Annotated in this window: 8 protein-coding genes and 1 pseudogene; all 9 read left to right on the top strand. The window is 35.1% G+C overall.

What is annotated here, in order from left to right:
* Positions 1–198 (top strand): hypothetical protein (locus AC07YC_RS22690; RefSeq protein ID WP_494920507.1); only part of this gene is annotated, 198 nt, incomplete at its 5' end.
* Between the two features lie 92 nt (positions 199–290).
* Positions 291–671, top strand: a complete 381-nt coding sequence (locus tag AC07YC_RS22685; RefSeq protein ID WP_494920506.1) for a hypothetical protein — start codon at positions 291–293, stop codon at positions 669–671.
* Positions 672–1,581: 910 nt separating this feature from the next.
* Entirely contained in the window at positions 1,582–1,914 is a 333-nt protein-coding gene (locus AC07YC_RS22680) for a hypothetical protein (RefSeq protein WP_494920505.1), read from the top strand.
* Between the two features lie 88 nt (positions 1,915–2,002).
* Positions 2,003–2,266: pseudogene (locus AC07YC_RS22675) on the top strand (deaminase domain-containing protein); the annotation flags it as partial.
* Positions 2,267–2,286: 20 nt separating this feature from the next.
* Positions 2,287–2,709, top strand: coding sequence for a hypothetical protein (locus AC07YC_RS22670; RefSeq protein ID WP_494920504.1), 423 nt, complete (start codon positions 2,287–2,289; stop codon positions 2,707–2,709).
* Positions 2,710–2,961: 252 nt separating this feature from the next.
* The gene (locus tag AC07YC_RS22665; protein ID WP_494920503.1) at positions 2,962–3,627 is read left to right on the top strand and encodes a phage baseplate assembly protein V; all 666 of its coding nucleotides are present in this window, start codon (positions 2,962–2,964) and stop codon (positions 3,625–3,627) included.
* Positions 3,627–4,043: a hypothetical protein gene (locus AC07YC_RS22660; RefSeq protein WP_494920502.1), complete on the top strand. Its 417-nt coding sequence runs from the start codon at positions 3,627–3,629 to the stop codon at positions 4,041–4,043. The genes AC07YC_RS22665 and AC07YC_RS22660 overlap by 1 nt, the downstream gene beginning before the upstream one ends.
* Positions 4,037–5,041, top strand: a complete 1,005-nt coding sequence (locus AC07YC_RS22655; RefSeq protein ID WP_494920501.1) for a hypothetical protein — start codon at positions 4,037–4,039, stop codon at positions 5,039–5,041. Before AC07YC_RS22660 ends, AC07YC_RS22655 begins: the two co-directional genes overlap by 7 nt.
* Positions 5,042–5,044: 3 nt before the next feature.
* On the top strand, positions 5,045–5,431 hold the full coding sequence (locus AC07YC_RS22650) for an immunity 22 family protein (protein ID WP_494920500.1): 387 nt from the start codon (positions 5,045–5,047) through the stop codon (positions 5,429–5,431).
* Positions 5,432–5,528 lie beyond the last annotated feature (97 nt).

The following is a 5,528-nucleotide window of genomic DNA, read 5'->3' as shown; positions in this document are numbered from 1 at the left end:
ACTAGGCTATTTAACTCCAGTGGAATTCAAGCAACAGACCTTATAATTTTTGTCCAGTTTAGTGTTGACATACCATTTTTCTTAATGATGGACATAGGGAGATTTTATGTTGTACTTCAATATGCAGGGATGATTAAAATACAAAAATTAATGAATATGCCATTAGGTACGGTACACATTAAAAAGTTGGACATTTAATATTTAATCTGTGTTGAAAGGTTTTGTAACGAAAATAAACTACTGCAATAGGGTAAGGAATTCAAGTATAATTTTTTTGAGGAGAAAGAGAAATGATAAATGAGTGGTATGAAGGAACAGAGTTACAAAATAAAATTCCTAATTTCAAATCAACTGATGTTAAATTTATTACTGATTTCCATTATTTTATTGGATACAATTCTTATTATGATCAAGTTTCATTTTTAGAAATTAGCTTTTTATTAGAAGTCGATAGTCGGAAGTTTATTTTGAAAATGAAGTTTAATGATGTTACTACTTTAGATTTATTAGGATTTGGAAATAGTTATAATCAAATAACAGGCTTTAGAATTAATAATTTAAAAGATAAAGGTTTTGAATTACCAAAAAAATATTTAGTAGAAGATTATGAGAATAACATTATTAAGTTTTTCTGTGCAAGATTTGAAGTGTTGTCATTAGTTGAAATATAAAAAGGGGTCCGTTCTTAATAATAAGATTACTATTTTACTTGCTGCAATTCTATTATTATGAGAGTTTACACATGTAGTACTATCATGGGGTTTTATTTTACATCTGATAGGAAAAGAAACGTGAGAACAGAGCAAAATGAAGTTATTAAGTTAAAAGAAGCTATGATACAAATGTGAATGACAAAGTACATTGCGATATATACAGATATAATATGACAGAGTCATTAAAATTTGATTAAGGTGAAAAATTCTTGAATTTGAATTAAAAACTCATGAAGGTAGGCCATCAAGAGATTTTATTTTGATACTAATGTAATAAGAGTGAGAATAGGCGAGATGACATATTACTTACAAGGGCCACTTATAGATGGAATTAGTAACAACACACGAGATTAAACAAGCTAAAGAGTTTAAACGTTACCCTTTCCAAATAGTATAAATGATGTCAATACTGTCGATATAAAAATAACTTATAAAACTTGCAAATATTAAAACTTAGAAAATATATAAACTTGAAGCACTTGATTGTCTATCGACAGGTGCTTTTTTGTATTTCTGTATATTACATTTATATATAGTATTGTATATTTTTACGAATTAGTATTATGGAGACAAGGAAGGTCAATGTGGCACTCTCCTTTGCCAAAAAGGTTGTGCGAAGGAAATCAAAAATCCAGTTGTTAAGTCATTCAATAGCTTCAAGGAAATTGGTAAAGATTTCAAAGACGGTTTAGATACTAGAAAAGATAAAGCACTTAACTCCCCATATGATTTTGCAAATTATCTTACACTAGGTGCAGTAGATGGCATTTGGTCGGGTGCAAAAAGTAGAAAAGATAAGATGTTCAATTCACCAACTGATTTTTAAAATTATGTAACATCAGGCTTGACGGACATGGTAAAAGGTTCGGTGAACCCGAAAGACCCACTATCGAAAGAGCATTGGTTAGATAGTTTTGGCGTAGCCACGTCAGTGTTGGGAGTTAAAGGGGTGTCTAGTACAAAACCGACTGGCGGATCTTCATATAGTCCTTCTAATAGTACTAAGAATAATTCACAAATTATTCAAGAAGTAAATAAGGGGAAATTAGGTGTTCATTCAACTGATTACTTTAGAATAAAGGAAAAAAATGATAAATCTAGAAATACGTTGCCTCCTAAATACCAAGAAATTGATCTTAGTGGATATAAGTTGGGTAATACTGCTTATGCGGAAGTTAATATAGTATGGGAATCTCAATAAAAAGGGAGAAGTAACTTCTGTTCCAGGTTGGGTTTCATTAAATAAATTAGAGGAAAGGAAATATTCTGGAGATGTTCTCAAAGTTAATTCAGACAATAAGATTGATTTAGAACGAGGTTATTATAGACACAGTGATACAGAATATAAAATTGTAGAACATATTACTGATAAATTGAAAAATGATTATAATTCTGCAGGGGTAATCCACCTGTATTCAGAAAGAAATGTATGCTTGAGTTGTGAAAATGTACTAAAATCATTTAGTAGAGATTATAAAAATATAGAATTATATATCTATGACGCCAAAGAAAATATTTATAAATTAAAAAATGGTAAAGTTATGGAAGATTAATGAAATGATAGGTGATAATAGTGGAAAAAAATTTTATAGTACAGTATGAGTTAGAATTTCCAAATGAATATACAAGCGATCTAGTTATGCAAGTAGGTGAAATTATGGAAATACCAACCAATTTAGCAAGAGAAACGAAGTTTGAAAATATTCAAGATTTTGAATCCGAATCAGAGATTATTCGCATAATGACAAAACCGGAAAACCCTAGTAATTTCATTTTAGTGAAATTTAGTAAAGTAGATTGGTACTATGCAATTGTAATAAGATGTAATCAAAGCGAACATGAAAAAATTAAGCATGTATTGATTGAATTAAATGAAAACATTATTGAAGAGTATGGGGATTCTCCTTATGATTCAATTGAGAATGTTTTTTCGAGTAGAGATAACCTATTATTAAAATATGCAGAAAGATTCAATATACCTTTACAAAAATTTTGAAAGTAATCAATTGTATATTTAATTAAGAATTATTCATTTTTAAAATTGTATTAGAGAGCTTCATGTTCACACCTAATATCTTATAAAAATAAAAATAGAAAAAGTAATATTTAAACAAAGTATTCAAAAGGTGTATATTTTAACTTTTAGAAGGAACGGCTCAAATCACTATTTTAAGGTGATTATGAGCTTTTTTTATGTGAAAAAGTTTTTGCAACATTCGTCTATATTTTCCAATTAAATCATTCCTTCATGCTAAGTGCAAAGATTGAAGGAAAGGTGTTAGAGGTCAAAAAGGATCAGGTACGACTCCATCTCAGCATGGATGAGGCGCAAAAAAAGGAAGAAGCTACCTGGTTCCCATTGGCTACGCCATATACAGCAGAAGGACATAGTGGTTTTTACAGTCCGCCAGAAGAGGGCGATCATGTTCATCTTGCCTTCCCGACACATCGAGAGGAAGCTGCGATTGTTCGCCACAGTGTACGAAAAGGTGGCGAGGCCAACCCAAAAACGGCTGATCCGAAAACGTCTTACTGGGGTACGCCAAAAGGGAAGGACATGAAGCTAGATCCACAATCCGTGACATTCACAGCGAAGGAGGGAGCTGTTTTTCTTCAGCTTCATCAGGACAGCGGCATCACCGTACATAGTAAGCCCTCCCTGCTAGTCAAAGCGAATGACACGATCACCTTCGCAGGGAAGCGAGTGTCCATGAGTGCAGCAGAATCCATGCGATTCACCTGCGGCTCCAGTAGTATAGTGTTTGACGGCATTACGGATATCCAGGGACAGGCGGTCACGATGGAAGGGTCCATCAAAGCCCCTGTGTCAGTCGCTTCACAGGAAGAGGAAGCAGACCTCGATTCCGCCCTAGACATGATGGGGATGATCCCTGTTGGTGGGGGTGATGCCTAATGGGTCTATTAGGATTAGCAGGAAGCTTACTGGGGATGATTCCAAAAGTAGGCTCCCCAAGTGGAGCGAAAAAAGGAAAGAGCGGAGGATCGAAAGGGAAGAGCTCCAAGAAATCCTCCAAAAAGAAAAGCTCCACCAAGAAAAAACAAAAGAAATCGAGTAAAAAGAAGAAAAAGAAGAAAAAAAAGAAGAAGAAAAAGTGGGGGAAATTCTTTACCAAGGCCCGTAAACTGAAAAATAGTTTATCCAAGAGTAAATTGGTGAAACGGGCGAAGAAGGCCATTAAAAAAGCGGTCCTGACCACGAAAAAGGTTGTGAAAAAAGCAAAGGCAGCTGTGACAAAAGCCAAGCAACAGGTAAAGGCAGCTGTCAAACAAACGAAGCAGGTAGTGAAGGAAAGGTACTACCAGTGGTGAAAAAGGCTGCGCAAGCAACGACCAAGGCAGTGAAAAATGCTGTAAAACCTAAAAATATGTTGAATACGCTCCAAGTAGGATTAGATCTTGTAGGGTTAATCCCAGGTGTCGGTGAAATAGCGGATGGCGTGAATGGCGTTATTTATCTGGCCAGAGGTGACAAAGTCAATGCGGCCCTTTCCTTTGGCGCGATGATTCCGTTTGTGGGCTGGGCGTCGACAGGTGGAAAATTTGTGAAAAAAGGTGCCGGGGTAGTTAAGAGTGTCACTGAAGGTGTTCAAAAAGCGCTGAAAGGTCCAGTAGGAAGTGTAGTAGACAAAGTCAAAAAGCAAGTAGTGAACGTGAAAACCCAGATACAATCCAAAGTAGCCGAAGTCAAACAGCAACTGCGTCAGATGCTACAATCACAGCAGCAGGAGTTTTCATTAGCAGGTATAAACGTTACAAACATAGAGGATACAGGAACAGTTGGAAGAAACACACCAACTCCAAGTCCGAAGCCGTCTAATACCCAACCATCACAAAATGGCTCGAATAAAAAGCCTGCTGAGGATAAGGGTACGGGTAAATCTCTTGACTCTGTACCATCAGTAAGAAATGGAGAATTTAGTAAGTGGTTTAACTCCTTAACTACGGAAGAATTTGATAGAGTATGGTCAGACCCTAAGCTAAGAGAGAAAATTAAAGACCGATTGCGCCATCCTGGTGGAATGCACGAATGGCACTTGGTATCTCGTGCTGATACTTTTAAATATTGGCGGGTAACTGCTGAACAAATTGCAGAAATGAGAACCCTAATAAGTGATACTAAGTTTGTTAATCCAACTGGAAAACATGGTGGAAAGGGTTCGACAAAAGCACATAATGAACTTTTACAAATAATTGATACATCTGAGGATTATGATATGTTTAAAAGGCGATTACAAAATTGGTCAGATTATCGTTTTGAGGGCGGTTCTGATGCACTACCAGATGGATTAAAACCAAATAGGAGGTAGCTAATGCTAAAAGAAGGATTTGTATCATTTTGGGTAGGGAAAATTAATTCGTCAGAGGAATTAGACAATTTACTTGAAATCTCTTATTCAGAGGATGGGGATTTTATACCATCATTATTTGCTCGTAGTTTTGATATTGAGAGGTACGACGATGCAGTTAGAGAAGCGGAGTTTTATGATGATGATGATAACTTACTTAGTCGTTTATTAGAAGGATTCTCTTATGATGATGTTATTATTCCAAAAATTACTTCACTGTGCGGCGAACAGTTGCAAAGTAATTATAATGCTGTAATTCTTCTATATAACTATAAATATGAGGGAGAAAAAATGAAAACCACAATTAATACAAGTATTATAGATTTTTTAGGCGTAGTAGAATACTTGTAATATACGTAAAAACCTCGATCTGGTATGTCAACACTAAACTGGACAAAAATTATAAGGTCTGTTGCTTGAATTCCACTGGAGTTAAATAGCCTAGTGT

The organism is Lysinibacillus sp. GW247-5R2A (genome assembly GCF_059424475.1).
Note: the sequence above shows the minus strand (reverse complement) of the source record. Positions and strands in the feature narration are given on the sequence as shown.